The sequence below is a fragment of the Sphingobium sp. TomMM7A genome (genome assembly GCF_055397305.1).
In genome coordinates, this window is record NZ_AP027311.1 from 1,344,999 (window position 1) to 1,361,764 (window position 16,766).

12 protein-coding genes, 1 pseudogene and 1 other annotated feature are annotated in these 16,766 nt (G+C 59.8%); of the genes and pseudogenes, 9 read left to right on the forward strand and 4 right to left on the reverse strand.

Features of this window, described 5'->3' with window-relative positions:
* Window positions 1-32 precede the first annotated feature (32 nt).
* From ACZ5ZH_RS06795 to katE, 4 genes are all read left to right on the forward strand, one after another.
* Complete coding sequence (locus tag ACZ5ZH_RS06795; protein ID WP_460986154.1) at window positions 33-1,319, forward strand: TetR/AcrR family transcriptional regulator; 1,287 nt, start codon at window positions 33-35, stop codon at window positions 1,317-1,319.
* 76 nt (window positions 1,320-1,395) lie between these two features.
* Entirely contained in the window at window positions 1,396-2,307 is a 912-nt protein-coding gene (locus ACZ5ZH_RS06800) for a formylglycine-generating enzyme family protein (RefSeq protein ID WP_460986155.1), read from the forward strand.
* A 275-nt stretch (window positions 2,308-2,582) separates the two neighbouring features.
* The gene (locus ACZ5ZH_RS06805) at window positions 2,583-2,849 is read left to right on the forward strand and encodes a hypothetical protein (RefSeq protein ID WP_460986156.1); all 267 of its coding nucleotides are present in this window, start codon (window positions 2,583-2,585) and stop codon (window positions 2,847-2,849) included.
* 128 nt (window positions 2,850-2,977) lie between these two features.
* Entirely contained in the window at window positions 2,978-5,212 is a 2,235-nt protein-coding gene (gene katE, locus ACZ5ZH_RS06810) for a catalase (RefSeq protein ID WP_464770981.1), read from the forward strand.
* A gap of 75 nt (window positions 5,213-5,287) precedes the next feature.
* On the opposite strand, the gene ACZ5ZH_RS06815 is transcribed toward katE, so the two are convergent.
* The 3 genes from ACZ5ZH_RS06815 to ACZ5ZH_RS06825 are packed head-to-tail and all read right to left on the reverse strand — an operon-like array spanning window position 5,288 to window position 8,585.
* On the reverse strand, window positions 5,288-5,965 hold the full coding sequence (locus ACZ5ZH_RS06815) for a TadE/TadG family type IV pilus assembly protein (protein WP_464770982.1): 678 nt from the start codon (window positions 5,963-5,965) through the stop codon (window positions 5,288-5,290).
* Between the two features lie 11 nt (window positions 5,966-5,976).
* Entirely contained in the window at window positions 5,977-6,588 is a 612-nt protein-coding gene (locus ACZ5ZH_RS06820; protein WP_464770983.1) for a TadE/TadG family type IV pilus assembly protein, read from the reverse strand.
* On the reverse strand, window positions 6,588-8,585 hold the full coding sequence (locus ACZ5ZH_RS06825) for a TadE/TadG family type IV pilus assembly protein (RefSeq protein WP_464770984.1): 1,998 nt from the start codon (window positions 8,583-8,585) through the stop codon (window positions 6,588-6,590). Before ACZ5ZH_RS06825 ends, ACZ5ZH_RS06820 begins: the two co-directional genes overlap by 1 nt.
* A gap of 217 nt (window positions 8,586-8,802) precedes the next feature.
* Here ACZ5ZH_RS06825 and ACZ5ZH_RS06830 point away from each other — a divergent pair.
* The 5 genes and pseudogenes from ACZ5ZH_RS06830 (at window position 8,803) to ACZ5ZH_RS06850 (ending at window position 14,519) form a co-directional block, all read left to right on the forward strand.
* Window positions 8,803-10,019 (forward strand): annotated as a pseudogene (locus ACZ5ZH_RS06830) (IS3 family transposase).
* Window positions 9,084-9,200: a sequence feature (AL1L pseudoknot), on the forward strand. It overlaps the preceding pseudogene by 117 nt.
* 663 nt (window positions 10,020-10,682) lie before the next feature.
* A complete protein-coding gene (locus ACZ5ZH_RS06835; protein ID WP_464770985.1) occupies window positions 10,683-12,068 on the forward strand; it encodes a site-specific DNA-methyltransferase in 1,386 nt (461 codons plus the stop codon).
* A gap of 181 nt (window positions 12,069-12,249) precedes the next feature.
* Window positions 12,250-12,651 (forward strand): DUF5681 domain-containing protein, encoded by a 402-nt coding sequence (locus ACZ5ZH_RS06840; RefSeq protein WP_464770986.1) that lies wholly within the window; start codon window positions 12,250-12,252, stop codon window positions 12,649-12,651.
* Complete coding sequence (gene terL, locus ACZ5ZH_RS06845) at window positions 12,648-14,099, forward strand: phage terminase large subunit (protein WP_464770987.1); 1,452 nt, start codon at window positions 12,648-12,650, stop codon at window positions 14,097-14,099. Before ACZ5ZH_RS06840 ends, terL begins: the two co-directional genes overlap by 4 nt.
* 276 nt (window positions 14,100-14,375) lie before the next feature.
* The gene (locus ACZ5ZH_RS06850; RefSeq protein WP_464770988.1) at window positions 14,376-14,519 is read left to right on the forward strand and encodes a hypothetical protein; all 144 of its coding nucleotides are present in this window, start codon (window positions 14,376-14,378) and stop codon (window positions 14,517-14,519) included.
* Window positions 14,520-14,685: 166 nt separating this feature from the next.
* On the opposite strand, the gene ACZ5ZH_RS06855 is transcribed toward ACZ5ZH_RS06850, so the two are convergent.
* On the reverse strand, window positions 14,686-16,749 hold the full coding sequence (locus ACZ5ZH_RS06855) for a glycoside hydrolase family 65 protein (RefSeq protein ID WP_464770989.1): 2,064 nt from the start codon (window positions 16,747-16,749) through the stop codon (window positions 14,686-14,688).
* Between the last annotated feature and the right edge of the window lie 17 nt (window positions 16,750-16,766).

Consider the following 16,766-nt stretch of genomic DNA (forward strand, 5'->3'; position numbering starts at 1 on the left):
CGCGCCCTTTCCCGCCGTTAAGATGATCCCGCATGGTCGAAATCACTCTTCATCCCGATAGCGCCGAGCGCGACGGCAGGACGCAAATCCTTGACGCAGCCGGCGAAGTCTTTCTGTCCGAGGGCTTCGAACGCGCGAGCGTCGACAGGATTGCCGCCGTCGCGCACATGAGCAAGCAAAGCATTTATGAGCTTTATCCCAACAAGCTCGCCCTGTTCGAGGCCGCCGTCCGCAACAAGTTGAACGGCGCGTGGCTCAGCATGACCAATATCGACAACGGCATGGATGCCGAGGACACGCTGACCCGGTACGCCATGCGCCTGTTCGAAGGTTTCGCCGAACCGGTGAATTTCGGACTGTTCCGCGCCAATATCGAAGCGGCGAACCATGTGCCGGAATTGGCGGCGGAATTGCACGAAAGGCGACTGGCAGCGTCTCAACCTCTCGCCTTTTACCTTGAAGCGTTGATCGAGGGCGCGGTGATCGTGCCGTGCGATCCACTCGCCATGGCTATCCGCTTCGGCGGCGTGGCGGTGGAAGGCGCGCGCTATTTTCTGGGCAAGGCGTTGCCGGGCAAGGCCGCGCAGAAGCGCATCGTGGATCAGGCCGTGCGGATGTTCCTGGACGGATATCGCAGCGTGCAGGACGCGGCCGGGGACAAGGCCCCCTCCACGCCGATCGAGCCGCCTGTCCGCGAAGGCGTCACCGCGCTGCGGCTGCCTGCGGAAAAGCTGTTGGCGCTGCTGGATGCAGCCACCAGGGAATTTCTGGAATATGGCTATCGCCGCGCCAGCATCGACCGCATCTCGGCGGCGGTAAGGGTCAGCAAGGCGACCATCTACCGGCAGTTCGGCAACAAGGAAAATCTGCTGCGCTACATCGTTCAGCGCGAAATTTTCGCAGCCAATCAGCAGCCGTTCGAACTGCTGCCCGAAGGTACGGACCCGGAAATCGCGCTTGTCGCTCTGGCGCGTCAGGCGCTGGACCGTCATCTGGAACCGGCAAATATCCGCATGCACCGGCTGCTGATCGTGGAAGCCGATTTCATCCCCGACCTCGCCCAGCTATTCTATGAAGGGCGGGTGCGCCGCCTGGGCGATGCGCTGGAGCAGCAACTGGAAGCGCTGGGCCTGCCCCGCCCCAGCCAGTCGGCCACGCGCATCTTTTACACGCTTGCGACCTTCGCCGTGCGCTTCTTCACCGCCATGGCGCCGTCGTCGGAAGCAGATCGGGACATTTACGCCAGAGAGTGCGCCAGGCTGTTCCTGAATGGGCTGCGCGCAGGCAATAAGCAAAAGGCGATCGCGCAAGCAGATTGAATCCGGAGCATCGATGCGTCAGTTTACAAGAAAGGCGAGCCAATCATCGCGGACCGGTCGAACTGACACCAGCGGCATGCGCTGGGTGGAAGGGGGCGTGTTCGCGATGGGGTCTGAGAATTTCTACCCCGAAGAAGCGCCGGTGCGGCCCGTGCGCGTCGATGGCTTCTGGATCGACGAGACTCCTGTCACCAATCGCGAATTCGCCCGTTTCGTCGACGCCACGAACCACAAGACGCTGGCTGAAATCGCGCCTGATCCCAAAGACTATCCGGGCATGCCAATCGACATGGCGCGGCCGGGATCTTTGCTGTTCCACCGTACGTCCGGGCCGGCTGACCTGCACGATCCCAGCCAGTGGTGGGACTTCGCGTTCGGCGTGGACTGGCGGCATCCGCATGGGCCTGACAGCAATCTGGACGGGCTGGAGGATCACCCCGTTGTGCATGTCGCATTAGAGGATGTGCGTGCCTATGCGAAATGGGCGGGCAAATCGCTGCCGACCGAGGCCGAATGGGAATATGCGGCGCGCGGTGGGCTGGACGGGCAGGATTATGCCTGGGGCCATCAACTGGCGCCCGACGGAGCGATGCTGGCCAATTATTGGCAGGGCGCTTTTCCATTCGCGAATACTCTGGACGATGGATGGGAAAGGACTTCCCCCGTCCGCAGCTATCCGGCGAACGGTTTTGGCCTTTACGACATGATCGGCAATGTCTGGGAATGGACCATCGACTGGTATGCCCAGCCAAAGATTGAAAGCAAGGCGCGCGGTAGCTGCTGCATACCCGCAAATCCACGCGGTCCGACGCGGCGCGAGAGCATGGACGCAGTGAATGCGATCCCGCGAAAGGTCGTGAAAGGCGGTTCGCACCTTTGCGCATCCAATTACTGCCAGCGCTACCGCCCGGCGGCGAGACATGCGCAGGCAATCGATTCATCGACCAGCCATGTCGGCTTCCGCTGCGTGGTGCGGGCGAAAGGGTGACGCCACCGACAACTTAACCGTCCGCAACGGGGCTACAGGCTTTCGGCATCGCGGAGCTGGGCTATGTCCACCACTGCTATGCGGCGGCAGTCTTCGACCCCGCGGGAAAGGTGGCATGGCGCGATCAGCTTCGACCCTTTATGGTCGTTCAACCGCCAACTTCTCCATTCCAGCTGTCGACCGTCCACTTCCCCAATTTTTGTATACCCAAGTTTGCCGATTGGTCCGCCGGTTGCGCCGATCCTCCATGTCGGCTTTCCACACAACCGCGCGCTATGCCTCTGCGCGTACCGGAAATCCCGCTCCTGCCCGGCTTCGCATCCTCAACGGCCGTTGGGCCGCATCGCGAAGCTCCGATCGGAGCCGCTGTTGCCATTTCCTATCCGTTCGTCGCCGATGTCGGGCTGGGGGAAACATGGCTGTCCGAACAGTCTTGGGCTGTCAGCGACCTGACACAAGGCCATGAGTTTGTCAGCGGAGAACTCTTCAGCGGCTTTGGCTTTCCTCCCGGCGTTATGCTCCGACGCTTCGGACGCGAGTGACCAGGACGTCTCTCTTAATTTTTCACGGTCGGCAACTCCGACCAGTCTTCCGGGTTCATGTCGGGATATGTGCGGCCGGCTGCTGTGTCTCGTCGGCTCACCATCTCCACGATTGACAAGGAGCCGTCATGGCGAAGAAGTCTGCACCGTCCAAAGCCTCCTCGAAAGCATCTCCCAAATCGGCTGGGAAGCTGACACCCTCGGGTCTCGCGGGCGCCGATCTGGGTGGAGAGTCGCCACAAAAAGCGGCACCCGTCCCCGCTGACGCCGCCATCTCCCTCTCCTATGCCGAGAAACAGTCCGAAGGTGGCGAAACGCATCAGACTGCAGGGAGCGACGTAGCGACGCTCACCACGCAGCAGGGTATCCCGGTCGCAGATGACCAGAACAGTTTGAAGCAAGGAACACGCGGGCCAACGCTGCTGGAAGACTTCCATTTTCGGGAGAAGATCTTCCATTTCGACCATGAGCGCATCCCCGAACGGGTCGTTCATGCGCGGGGCTACGGTGCGCACGGCTTCTTCGAACTGACCGACAGCCTGGCCGATGTCAGCCGGGCCGACATTTTTCAGCGCGTTGGGGAGCGTACGCCTGCCTTCGTCCGCTTTTCGACGGTGGCCGGTTCGAAGGGATCATTCGATCTCGCACGCGACGTGCGCGGCTTCGCGGTCAAGATCTACACGCAGGAGGGCAATTGGGACCTGGTGGGCAACAACATCCCTGTCTTTTTCATTCAGGATGCGATGAAATTCCCCGACCTGGTTCATGCGGCCAAGCCCGAGCCGGATCGCAACTTCCCTCAAGCGCAAACCGCTCATGACAATTTCTGGGACTTTATCAGCCTGACGCCCGAAAGTTTCCACATGATTATGTGGGCCATGTCGGATCGGGCAATTCCGCGGTCCTTCCGCACGATGGAGGGCTTTGGCGTTCATACTTTCCGGCTGCTCGATGCGGAGGGCCGGTCCACCTTCGTTAAATTCCATTGGAAGCCCAAGCAGGGCCTGCAGTCGGTGGTCTGGAACGAGGCGGTCAAGATCAATGGCGCTGACCCCGACTTTCATCGCCGCGACCTCTGGGACGCGATCAACGCCGGCGATTTTCCCGAATGGGAATTGGGCGTTCAACTGTTCGACGATGCCTTCGCCGACAGCTTCGACTTCGATATTCTCGACGCTACGAAAATCATACCGGAAGAACTGGTGCCCATCCGGGTGATCGGTCGGCTGGTGCTCGACCGGGTCGTCGACAATTTCTTTGCCGAGACGGAGCAAGTCGCTTTTTGCACTCAAAACGTCCCGCCCGGCATCGATTTTTCCAACGACCCGCTGCTGCAAGGACGCAACTTTTCCTATCTCGACACCCAGATCAAGCGTCTGGGCGGACCAAACTTCACGCATATTCCGATCAACGCGCCCAAATGCCCGATGGCCCATTTCCAGCAGGATGGCCACATGGCCATGCGTAATCCGAAGGGACGCGTGAACTATGAGCCCAACAGCTGGGGGCCCACACAAGGCGGGCCGCGCGAAAACCCAGTTCGTGGATTCAGCAGCTTTGCTGAAACTGCGGACGGCCCCAAGCAGCGCGCGCGATCGGAAAGTTTCGCCGACCATTACAGCCAGGCGCGGCAATTCTTTATCAGCCAGACCCCTGTCGAACAGAAACATATTGCCGATGCGCTCGTCTTCGAACTGTCCAAGGTCGAACGTCCCGACATTCGGTCGAGGACGGTGTCCCACCTGCTCAATGTCGACGAGACACTGGCGGTGAAGGTGTCCGATGGCCTTGGCCTGCCTCTGCCCGATCCGGCCGTGGCCGCACGCAAGCCTATCACGGACCTGCCGCCTTCCGACAAGCTCAGCATCGTCAAAAACGGTCCGGGTAGTTTTCGCGGTCGAAAGCTGGGCATCCTGCTGAGCGACGGAGCGGACGCAAAATTGCTCAAGGCGCTGATCGATGCAGTGGATGCAGAAGGCGCCATGTTCGAGATCATCGCCCCGAAGATCGGCGGGGTAACCCTGTCCGATGGGACGCGGGCAGCTGCCAAGCACAAGATTGACGGTGGGCCGTCGGTGCTGTTCGATGCAGTCGCCATCATCGTGTCCGCCGAGGGGGCAGCGCTGCTGTCGCTCGACGCGGCAGCCAAGGATTTCGTCACCGACGCTTTTGCCCATTGCAAATTCATAGGGATCAGCGCCGAGGCAGAGGCGATCTTCGCCAAGGCTGGCATCGCCAGCGATCTGGACGAGGCCTGTCTGCCGCTCGGCAAGATCGACGACGCCCGCACGTTCATCGCGGCGTGCCGCCCGCTTCGCTACTGGCCACGTGAACTAAATGTCGACCTTGACGCGAACCCATAGCCCAAAGCGCAGCCTGTACAGTCTTAGCGCTCAGCGCCCACTTTCACACGCCGTTATGCCGGGAAGGACGCAGAGTCAGGTGCAGGTTGAAGGCGTCACGTTTTCGCTATTATAAACTTGGGTAATATCGCGACTGTCACGAACATTAAAGGCTGAAAGCTCTGTAATATCGTGAAGTGGTAAAGAAACAATCGGCATCAAGCGCTTGTAGGTATAATGGATTTCCACCACCATCACAGCAGTTCCCGCAGCTGCCTTGATCTCGTCACCCGTCGGCCCCATGCCCGCAAAGCTCGTACCCGTAGCCCCCGTGCCTTGTGGCCCATAAGCGGAGTGATATGCATCGCCGCCAAAGCACCGTTGCCATTTGATGGTCTGACCACCATCGGGGTTGGTCTGCAGGCTGGAAAGCACGATCTTACCATTTTGGCCGAGGCCTAGTTCAGACGCCTGTAAGTCGGCACCGATAAAAACGTCATTAATTTCTGCCTCGCTGACCGGCTTGTTATTGATAGCGCTTTGAGAGCCCATGCGCGATGCATTGTCCGCCACCATTCCGGAGATTTCGCCTATCTTCTTGACCGTCAGAGCATAGTTGATGAGTTCAAGGCCTGAAGTGGCAAGTATCAGTAGCAAAGGAAACGCTATTGCAAACTCCGTCAAGGCTATTCCGGATTTACAACGGACCAGACCACCTAGTCGATGAGCGATCCCATCAATCACGCTTTGTGCCCGCGAGAGAAGAATATTCATCAACAAAATCCTCAACATTTTCCGATCAGCGGCTCTGCCTGCTTATCAAAGGGCTGGTTGTGCAATATGGTGCGAGAGGTCATACTGACCCTGGGGTTCCATCCCAAAAGTGTGGCCATCGGGAAAACGCGATCATATTGCAGGGTTACCGAATAGATGGTGACATCCTTGGCGCCGCCTTGACCCTGTACCCCGGAATCTGCATCCCTGACACCGTTGCGGTTGGCGTCGTCGAAGCCCTCATTGTTGTTGCAGATGCCGTCTCCATTAGAATCAATAAAGGATTCAACCCGGGATTGCGCTCGGCCATAAGATTTGAATGCGAGCCGTTCAAAACTGAGCATACCTCCGCTCACCAATTTCTTTACGGCCGCTTCAACGCCCGCATCCAGCAAGGCGCGATTGGTGTCGGTGGCAGTCTCCAGTGCCGACGCTCGCCCCGCGGCCTGAACCTCTCCGCTCAAAACCGCACGGGCATAAAAATAATAGCCCGCGTCAAACAGGAACATCAGGATAAGGACAAGGATCGGCGCGACAATGGCGAATTCGACCAGAGTGGCACCAGTCTCATCCAACGCCGCTGCTTTCCGACGTCCCTTGACGAACTTCTTGCCTCCGCACATTATCGTGTGATCCGCAGAGAGGCGATCTGCGACGCAATTTGACTGAATGTCGCGTTGAGTTCCGCAGCATTGTTTGCCTGATAAGACTTGCCCGGCGATCCGCAATCGCTGAGCAACTGCGTCAGGGTCGTTCCAAAGGCGATCACCCAGACAGTGATATTCTTTTGATCCTTCGCGATCGAGCAGAGTTCCAGAAGTCGGCTTTCCGTGAGCCCATTTTGTTCAGTATCGGTCGGGATGGATGCAGAAGCGGTGCGCCGTCTGGCTGTTGCAGACAAGCCCCACGCATCATAGGCACCAATATGCGTTTCGGTCTGGCCGTCGGTCATGAAGATAATGTGCCGTGCTATCTTGCCGGTCGCTTCGGCCGCCTGGTTTTCAGCGCTGAAGATGCCATCACGCGACATCAGGCGAAGACCCCACAACATGCCGATGTCATGATAGGTAAAACCAGCTGGCGACAGGGCGTTAAGATAGGTCGTCAGCGCAGACGAGGTTATCGAACCTAGCTTACGCGCCGGTGATGGACAGGCACCGTAAAAGCTTGTGTCGCCGGAAGGGGTATAATAATTTGCGTTAGTCAAAGTCGCAGCAGAGCCACTCCAGACCCAGCCGCTGGCCGCCGTCGCACTGGTCGCGTTACGTCCATAGACGATGCCGGGGATATAGGGCTTCCACTGTGTGTCGGGACTGGCAGCATTGGGGACCAGGTCCACGTCCATATCATTGCGCGGGACGGTGGAGCCCTCATTGGATCGACGCGTCGAGCGTTCTTCAATGCATGCATTTGCTGCGGTCCAGTTGATCGTACGGCTAGTGTTGTTGTTGGCGACGGTCGCAGTGAAGCTGCCTCCGGTCATCAGGCCGTTCGCAGCGTTGCCCTTGAGTGTGGCCATCGAATATTGGACGGGCTGATAGTACCAATTGTACACTGGTGTTGTCGTGGTGGTCGTTGTCGTCTGACCAGCGTTGGGATTGTTTGTGACGGTTTCGGTAACCGTCTGGGCGTAATTATTGTAGGTCGTGGCGTTTATAGTGCAGCCACTGGCGTTTGAGGATGCCGAATAGGTCGTTCCATTCCGGGTCCGTGTCCGGGTCCGCGTCCGGGGCGAAGCAGTGGCGGAGGGGCTGTAGGCCGACCAGCCGCTGTAGACATCCGTATAGTTGGAATTGGCCGGCGCGGCGCAGCTCTCTGCCTGCCCAGGGGAACTCGAAGTCGTGATACTTCCGCTGTTAAATACTGTGCTGGAAGACGAATTCGTCGCCGGCTGCGTCGTGGTCGTGGTCACAGTATTCGTCGTCTGAGGCGCCGGTTGCCTGGAGTCATACCAAGGATTGTCCTGGACCCACTCGCGCTTTAGCAACATCCCGACATTCACTGTCGACGAATAGGGCACAAATCCGTAGCGGATGGCGCTGCCGACGGGCTTCACCTGCTCCAGCAAGTTGTAGAAGTTCGTCACCGCGCTGCGCAGTCCGACGATCTTGCTTGAACTATCGCCGCTGTTTGTATCCAGCATCGACCGAGTTGTGTCGAGGACGAACATGACGTCCGTATTCGGCAATTGAAGATCCGCCGTACAGTTCGCCGTTATGGTTTTGTCTGGAATATTAAATAGCGACATCAAGGTCATCGGCACCACTACGGAAGCTGTGCCCGTGACAGCGCCTGTGGCGCTTGCAGAATAGACCCCCGTCGCCAAGCTGGTCCCATATTTGTGCGCTGGAAAGTTGACATTGAAGAACTTGACTGCAGTGTCTTCTGTACTGCCCGCGCCAGTCGTCCAAGTCAGACCCGTCATCGCTCGCCGTCCGGCAAGAGCGCCAGCATCGCAAGCTTGCTGAAGCCGAGTCTTCGTCAAGTAGAGACGGCTGATGTCTACTCCGCCTCCAATTAGGCCCGCTAAGGGAAAAAACGCCGCGGCAGTGATTGCCAGTGTGTTGCCCGCCTCATTCCGTCGAAAGCGCCTTAAAAAGGAATGTTGTTCTTCGAACAAAATTTTCCTCCCCGATTTTTATACTTTCCTCCAATTAGGAGGAGATCGTTAAGAACAAATTTCTGGAATTTTACGTTCTGTTTGATCTAGATTTACTTTCTTCAGAAAAGATGTTGCTTAAGCAGCATCGTCGCGCCGTAATGGATCGTAAGATATAGGAGCATTGAACCGGGCCGGGTTTGCCGGAGGCTCAAACTCTCGAGTAGATGAAGCCGATATGAGCAAGACGACGAACAAGTTTGCACCGGAGGTGCGCGAGCGAGCGATCCGGATGGTGCTGGATCACGAGCGGGATTATCCTTCGCGCTGGGCAACGGTGGTATCGATTGCCGAGAAGATCGGCTGCTCGCCGCCGACCCTGCATGATTGGGTGAAGAAGGCTGAGGTCGATAGCGGCAAGCGGACGGGCGTCCCGACCGAGGTAGCCGACAAGATGAAGGCGCTGGAGCGCGAGGTCCGCGAGTTGCGACAGGCCAATGAGATCCTGCGCAAGGCGTCGGCTTATTTTGCCCAGGCGGAGCTCGACCGCCCGTTCAGGCGATGATCGCTTTCATTGACGATCACCGCGATGCCTTTGGGGTCGAGCCGATCTGCCGCGTTCTGCCGATCGCCCCATCGACATATCACGAGCGCGTCGCGCAGCGTCGCGATCCGACACGCCTGTCGGCGCGGGCTCAACGGGACCAGTCGATCAAGCCTGAGATTGCCCGCGTGTTCGCCGAGAACTTTGCAGTCTACGGCGTCCGCAAGGTCTGGCGGCAGATGATGCGGGAGGGCTTTCCGATCGCCCGCTGTACCGTTGCGCGACTGATGCGTTTGGCAGGGGTGATCCGTGGCAAGCCGATGCGCACGACCATCAGCGACAAGGCCGCGCCGTGCCCGCTCGATCACGTCAACCGCAGGTTCTACGCGCCAGCGCCGAACATGCTGTGGGTGTCGGACTTTACCTATGTCGCGACTTGGGCGGGGTTCGTCTACGTCGCCTTCGTCATCGACACCTACGCCAGGCGGATCGTCGGTTGGCGGGCCAGCAGGACGGCTCATGCCAGTTTCGTCCTCGATGCCCTGGAACAAGCGCTTCACGATCGACGGCCGACCCATCGGGGCGGCCTCATCCATCATAGCGACCGCGGGTCGCAATACCTGTCTATCAAATACACCGAGCGCCTCGCAGAAGGGATCGAGCCCTCGGTCGGCAGCGTCGGCGACAGCTACGACAATGCTTTGGCCGAGACGATCAACGGCCTTTACAAGGCAGAGGTGATCCACCGGCGAGGACCGTGGCGCAGCTTCGAAGCTGTCGAATATGCCACGCTCGAGTGGGTCGATTAGTTCAACCATCGCCGACTGCTGGAGCCCATCGGCAACATCCCGCCTGCCGAAGCCGAAGATCAATATTATGCTGCCGCAGACAACATCGGTAGGGCAGCGTGACTCACAACCCTATGCCTCCGGCAAACCCGGCGCGGTTCACTTGGATTTGGTGGATAGGCTATAATCTAAACCGTGCGCCACCCGAAAGGGGCCCGTGAGACACGGGGCCTTTTTTGCGGTCCTGAGGTCTAAAATTGAGTCTCTGTGGCACCCGATTCGCTAGCGCGTCGGCAAAATGGCGCGGAACTGCGCCATTCTAAGGCCACGACAGGACCAGGCCTTTAAACGCCGCGCAAGGCGAGAATGCGTGGTGCAGGACGCAGTCCAGAGCGAACCCGTCTCTGTACGGTATTCCCTGCCGACACCCGTTTGGCAGGGATTTTTATATCCACGCTGGGAATGAGCCTGACCTGCGCTTCCAAAGAGCCTCGGATTTCTGCGGCTTTGCAGGATAAATTCCCTATCGTCGGCGGCAGGGAATTTTTCGATGCCAGTAGGGAATTTCCCCGTCTAACACACCGATAAATAAGGATGCAGACAGGCAAGCGCGGATCTGTTATTTACGCCGCACCTTGAGCAGATAGTCGCCCGGTCATCGGGTTTGGACGCAGCACGAGGACAACCACTGTCGCTTCACGATGTGAGGCGGGCAGTCGGCTGTCTGACTGTGTCCGGCATCTGCTTCCCGTGTCCTTCGTGCAGCGCGCTGCGAAGGATATGATTATGAAGCCTGCCCGAACATCTAATCGGCCTGCGAAGGCACCCAGCCTGAGCAATATCGAGCGGTCGCTCGGCCCGATCGTCCACCTGCCCATCGACACCCTCAAAACCTATGCCGGCAATCCCCGCAAACATCCTGAGAAGCAGCTGGTCAAGCTGGCGGCGGCGATGGCCGAGTTCGGCTTCACCATCCCGGTTTTAGTCGATGCGGATCATGTGATCGTCGCGGGCGAGGCGCGGGTCGCGGCCGCCCGTCGAATCGGTATGAAAAGCGTCCCCGCCCTCATGGTCTCCGATTGGACGCCCGCGCAGGTGCGCGCCTACCGCCTGGTCGATAATCGACTCGCCGAACATGCGACCTGGGACAAGGAGATGCTGGCGATCGAATTCGCCGCGATTATCGAAATTGGGGAGGTGCCGATCGACCTGCTCGGATGGGAGATTGGCGAGATCGACGTCATGCTGGAGGAGCAGGATGACGGTGTCGGCGCGGATCCGGTCGATGATAGTCCTGAACCGCCAGCTGTCGCGGTCACCCGCCCGGGCGACATCTGGCGTCTGGGCAAGCACCGGCTAATCTGCGGCTCGGCGCTCGATAACACCGTCTGGCAAAGGCTGATGGCCGGGCAGGTCGCCACAATGGCGTTCACCGACCCGCCCTATAACGTTCCCGTAAATGGCCATGTTTCAGGGCTGGGCAAGGCCAAGCACGCCGAGTTCGCCTTTGCCTCCGGAGAAATGACCTCGGGCGAATTCACAAACTTCCTCACCCAGTTTCTTATCCGACTAGCCGCACACGCCAAGGATGGCGCCATCATCGACGTCTGCATGGACTGGCGACACCTCAAGGAACTGCTCCATGCCGTGGAGGAGGCTGGCCTCACGCTCCTCAATCTGTGCGTCTGGAGTAAGAGCAACGGCGGTATGGGGTCCCTCTACCGCTCGCAGCATGAGCTGATACTGATCTGCAAGAAGGGCAAGGTCCCGCACAGAAACAATGTCCAGTTGGGCGCCCATGGCCGCTATCGGACAAATGTGTGGAGCTATGGCGGTGCCAACAGCTTCTCCAGCACGCGTACGAATGACCTGGCTGACCATCCCACAGTGAAGCCGGTCGACCTCGTCGCTGATGCGATTCGCGATGTCACGAACCCGGGGGATATTGTGACCGACGCCTTCATGGGCTCGGGCACGACCATCCTAGCGGCCGAACGGTCGGGCCGAATCGGCTTCGGCGTGGAGATCTCGCCTGGCTATGTCGATGTTGCCATCCGCAGATGGGAGGCCATGACCGGCCGGTCGGCCGTGCTCGATGGCACCGACCAGAGCTTCAGCGACATCGCTTTCGCCCGCTCAGACGATGCGACGCCCGATGAGGCAGAAGGCTGATCAGCGGCAACCTCTCCCCTCCCCTTTCCCATTAGGATTTCCACTCATGTCATCCACCGACACTCAACCCGGGCGTCCGCCTGTCCGCCCTCGTATCAGGATCCGTCGAGCCACCCCGCAGGATCCGCCCCGTCTTGCTCCTGAAGACGAGGCAGACGATGAACAGCGGGCGGAGGCGGAAATGCAGCCTTCCTATGCCATCGGCTACAAAAAGCCGCCAGTGCATAGTCGGTGGCAGAAAGGCCAGTCCGGCAATCCCCGCGGACCCAAGAAGCGGGTCAAAAGCCTCAACACCATCGTGCGAGAGGTCATGAACGCGCCGGTTAAAATCCGCACCGGTGGTCGCGAGCAGGTCATGAGCCGCGCCCAGGCGCTGGTGCTGAAAACGGTCGAAGCCGCGTCCAAGGGCAATGATCGTGCACTCGACAAGCTGCTGCGCCTGTTCGCGGCCGCCATGCCTGACGACGGCGGTGGTCTCCCATCGGAGCAAGCCGATCAGCCCCATTCCGCCACCGATGAGGCAACGCTCATGGCGTTACGCGAGATGATCGCCGCGCAGCTTGGTGGGGAGGATGGCCGATGACCTCCAACCACCAACTGCTCGCGGCGGCTCGCCGTTCTCACCTCGTCCTCTATCTCATGAAGGTCTTCGAGACGCTCCATCCAGGTGAGCCGCCGCTTGTGCTCGCCTGGTATCTCCATGGCATCTGCCATGCGCTCGAGGAGGTTTATCGCGGCTTCGGCGGGCGGCTCGTCGTCACCGTTCCACCCCGGCATCTTAAGTCCGAAACGACCTCGGTCGCGTTCGTCAGCTGGATGCTCGGGCATAATCCCGCCATGAAGATCATGGTGGCGAGCTACAGCCAGGACCTGGCTCGGCTGCACGCCAATCTCACCCGCAGGGTCATGGAGAGCGCTTGGTATCAGATGCTTTTTCCGGCCACCCGCATCAGCGCTCGCGGCAACCGGGCGCTCGAAATCGAAACCACCGCGGGCGGCGTTCGCAAGGCGGTTTCCGTAGGCGGGTCAGTTACCGGCTTTGGTGCCGACATCATCATCGTCGACGATTGCATGAAGGCCGACGAAGCCCGCAGCCAGGCCGTGCGAGACGAGACAAAGGCGTGGTTCGATAATACGCTTCAGACCCGCCTCAACGATAAGGCGACCGGCCGAATTGTCTCGATTCAGCAACGCCTTCACGAGGACGACCTGCCCGCTTATTTCCTGGAGAAAGGCTATGCCCATCTCAACCTGCCGGCCATCGCGGAGAAAGAGGAGCTGGTGCGGATTGGCAAAGACCGGATGCATCTCCGGAAGGTAGGAGACCTCCTTTCGCCTGAGCGGGAAGACCAGGTGGTCCTTGACCGGCTTCGGCGCGAATTAGGGCCTGCGGTGTTCGCGGCGCAGTATCAGCAGGACCCCGTCGCACCCGAAGGCAATCTTCTGCGGATAGAATGGTTCGGCACCTATCATGAGGCACCTGAGCGCGCCGAGTTCCAAAAGATCGTGCAAAGCTGGGACACGGGCATGTCCTCGGCCCCCACGAGCGATTTTTCCGTCTGCACGACCTGGGGCTTTCTCAACCGCAAATGGTATTTGCTGGACGTGTTCCGTGAGCGGCTCGACTATCCTGACCTCAGGCGCGCGGTCATACGACTGTGGCGGCAGTGGTCAGCCGACAAGGTGGTCATCGAGGATGCCGGCAGCGGCAAATCGCTATGGCAGGAGTTTCGCCAGCAGGGTCCGTTCACACCCATCATGTGGTCGGTGACCACCAACAAGGAAGAGCGGTTCGTTGGCACCTTGGGCGAGGTCGAAGCAGGCAATCTGCTGCTGCCCAGCGACGCTCCTTGGCTCGGCGCGTTCCGGTCCGAGCTCAAGGCCTTTCCGAGCGGGCGCCACGACGACCAGGTCGATAGTTTCAGCCAGTTTGTTCAGTTCGAGCTGTGCAATTGGAGATGGGCGATGACGGAGTACGACATAAAGGGGCGCCCCAAGCGCATTGTCCGGCAAAGCAGGCGGGATTGGTGAGCCTTGCTCTGATCGACGCGTGATCGCGCGCTATCTGAGTGTAGCGGAGCATTTATTAGGCGGCCTGGCGCCTTCTCCCGAAACTCCAGCCACTGCGGGGATGGGGAAAATTGTCCACCTCCCACGCCTGTCACTCGGCCCCGTTGAACAACATCGAAGCATCGCCCCAGCAGCTTGAGGGTGAAATGATTGCAGCGGTGGCGGCGATCACCGTTGCTGACCGTCTGAACCCATCGTCGCGGCGTTCCTGCTGACCGCGCCACCCCGCTGACGGCGTTGGTCGTCCTGCTGATTTTGCTGGCCAGGATTGCGTTCCTGCTGGCCACCTTGCTGCCCGCCACCCTGCTGGGCGCGACCGGTATCCTGCTGGTTCTGCTGGCCGGGGTTCTTGCTCTGGCCGCCTGCTGGCTGCCCATCTGATTGTCTTGGTTCTGATTTGCCATTAGAGGAGCTCTTGTGCCGAAATAGCACCTCATCGAAACCCGCGCATCGTGCGGCTGTTCCGTGTGCCGACTTCCCACCAACCTATATCCTGGGCAATTGAGCGCGGCGTTAATCTTGGTCGAGCGTGTTGTGGGCAGAGCCTTCATGCCTCAAAAAGTCGCGCTCGTGCCGCCCCATGCATCGCTTCCATCCGCATCGGCGTGCCTCTGACCCACAGCCGATCAACGACGATGCCTTTCCACCCGGAAGGCAGGATTACAGGCCGCCGGCCCCACTCCGACGGATCGGCGTCCGAAATCTCGATCCCTGGCAGGCCCAGCAGCATCGTCATCAGCATTCCGCCGATATTCGCCATGAAAGGACCGGCAGGCACTTTGGAGTCCGGATGATCTTCCCGATATTCCAGGCACTGGTGGAACCGGCCCTTGTCATAGGCGGCGTACCCTTCCTCGAACAGCTTGAGCGCCAGTGCCCGGTCCCCCCGCATCGCTGCCCAAACCGGATAAAAAGCGGGCAACATCGGCGATCCCACATAATCCGGCCAATGTGACAGAAACAGGACGAGCGTCGCCTCCTCCTGGCGGCCGGTCGCCGGATAGTTCATCGGGAACAGGCCGGCGAGCGGCGAAGGCGTCGCTCCCTTAGCCTCGCTGACTCGGAACTCCTCATGCGACGCGATGACGCCGTCGCTTCGGATCGGCAAATGAAGGCTGTCCGCCATATCGCGCCAGATGGCGGGCACCTTCTCCCCGATCGACAGACCGATGCGGATAGTCCGGCGCAGTAGGTCATAGGCCGTCATCAGCGTGAAGCTGTCATTGTCGGGCGGATCGGGCACTTCGGCCGGCCCAGTCGCCCGCAACAGTTCAAAGCCCCGCGTCGTTTGCGTCAGCCGGGACGCCAGCCAATCCGCCACGCCCGACAATATGGGCCAGCCCGTCTCTCTCAGATAGCGCACATCCCGCACCGCTTCGGCATGGAGCGCAAAGGCGCGCGCGACATGCAGCGACACATGGGCTGCATGTGCCGCGCCCGATCCGGCACCGGGCGTCGCTTCCTCACCCGAACGCGGCGCCGCCTCCCACGGGAAACGCAGTCCATCCTTGTTGTCGAGCATCGCATACATGCGCGCGGCATCGACATGCCGTGCGCGAAAACCGAGCAGACTGCGCGCCGCCGTGGGCTGGATCAGCAACAAGGGCGGAACGCAGAAAGCGTCGATGTCCCACATCACATGTCCAAAATAATAATTGTAATTGGGCCAGCTTGCGAGCCCGAACATCGAAGTCGCAGCAGGCGATGACCTATGCGCGGAGCTGTTCAGATAGAAGAAACCCGCGTCGATCAGACGTTGATGATCCGAGCTCGCGCCATCGACGACTATTCGGCTTTGCCACAATTGCCGCCAGATTTCCCGATTGAGGTCACGCAACTGGTCGAAACCCAACTCTGTGCCCTTGGCAAGTCGGCGAATGGCCTCATCCATGGGGCGATGATGGACAAGGGAAGGGACAAGGGCAGCGATCTGCTCCAGCCGTACCGTTTTGCCACGCTTCAACTCGACCGAATATTCGGCGGTCAGCGACCCCGAGCCATGCTTCTCCCGAAAGCAGGGATTGTCCGTGGCGTCCGGGCATTCGCTATGAAAAGCGATGCCGCAGCAACTGAACGCACCCTCCGGCACCCAAAGCATCGCGCCTTCACCCGACGCTGCTGGCCCACCGACCTTCCGCTCGTCTGCCCGCCCACGCGAACCCGCCGTCGCAATCCCCGCTCGCAACCGGATCGTGCAAGGACTATCGGCCGTCAATTCCATGCGTTGCAGCACCAACGCAGGATCACTGCGACTGGCAAAGGTCAGCACCTCCAAGCGGAGCGCAACCCCGCCGACATGGAACGCGAATCCGCTGACAAGCTCCCCGGCGGCAAAATCATATCGCTGTGTTGCATCGCTGATCAGCCAGGGCTGCTCGGTCAGCCAAGTCTCCCCAATCCCGATGTCGGCGGCAAGCGGATAAGGGACGGGGACGGCAGCCTCGACCAGCTCCTCGACATGCAGGCCCACCACGCCGTTGACGATGGCGGAACCGGGCAACATCGGAATCTCGCGCACGCGAAGACCCACAAGCCCGTTAGCCACATAGGCCGGAAGGTCGTCGCCACGAAAGCCATCAACCGGACCTGGACTGAGCGGTTCCCATCCCACGGGCTCACCTCGTTGTG